The following is a 1158-nucleotide window of genomic DNA, read 5'->3' on the forward strand; positions in this document are numbered from 1 at the left end:
GTGGCGGGCCGCCCGGCATCGCACGGCCGGACGATCCCGGGCGGCCCGCCACCGGACGGCGGACGGCTCCGGAGCCCGGCCGCGGCTACGCCGCAGTGCCGCTCCCGCGCCCGCGTGGTGCGTACGCGGCCGTACGCACCACGGGCCATGACACCGCGGGGAAGAATCAACACACCGTGCCGGTAAAGGTCTTGACGGACCGGTGGCAAGGTGGTGCGCGATGACGTTCCGTACGGCCGATGTCCACGTCCCGGACCCCTATCCCCTGTACCGGCACTACCGGGAGACCGACCCGGTCCACCGGGCGGAGGACGGCACCTGGTACCTCTTCCGGCACGCCGACGTGGAACGCGTCCTCTCCGGCCGGGAGTACGTCCGCGGGCCGCTGCCCGGCCGGATCCCCGCGGACTGCCCGCATCTGCGGCGGACCGTGGGCCGGTGGATGGTCTTCATGGACCCGCCCGAGCACAGCAGGGTCCGCGCGCTGGTGGCGAAGGCCTTCACCCCGCGCGTGGTGGAGGAACTGCGCCCGCGCGTCGGCCTCCTGGCGACGGAGCTGGCCGCGGACCTGGAACGCGAGGGCGGCGGCGATCTCGTCGAGGCGTTCGCGGCGCCGCTGCCCGTCCTCGTCATCAGCGAACTGCTGGGCGTGGCCCGGGAGGACCGTACGTGGTTCCGGGCCCGCGCGCTCGACCTCCAGCAGGCCACGGGCGCGCGTGTCGCGCGGCGCCCCGACGGCTACGCGGCGGCGGACGCGGCGGCCCGCGACCTCGACGCGTACTTCCGCGCCGAGCTGGCGCGACGCCGCGCGGGGCGGGCCCGCGCCCGCGCCCGCGACGAGGACGATCTGATCGCGGGCATGCTGGCGCGCAGCGGGACGGCGGACGACGACGTCCTGGTCGGCACCTGCATACACCTCCTGACGGCGGGCCACGAGACCACCACGAACCTGCTGGCCAAGGGCGTTCTGGCACTGTCGGCCCACGGGCTCGCCGGGCCGGCGCCCCTCGACGCCCGCGCCGTCGAGGAACTGATCCGCTACGACCCGCCCGTCCAGATGGTGACGCGTCTGTCCGGGCAGGACTCCGTCATCGGCGGCCGTGCCGTGCCGCGCGGCAGCCGCCTCACCCTCGTCCTGGGCTCGGCGAACCGCGACCC

Annotated in this window: 1 protein-coding gene; it reads left to right on the top strand. The window is 75.6% G+C overall.

The features are described from left to right. Positions 1-220 precede the first annotated feature (220 nt). The coding region (locus K6I34_RS37215; protein WP_229332431.1) for a cytochrome P450 at positions 221-1158 on the top strand (938 nt) is incomplete at its 3' end.

Origin of the sequence: Streptomyces sp. UNOC14_S4, assembly GCF_020740835.1 — a bacterium.
Classification (GTDB): Bacteria; Actinomycetota; Actinomycetes; order Streptomycetales; family Streptomycetaceae; genus Streptomyces.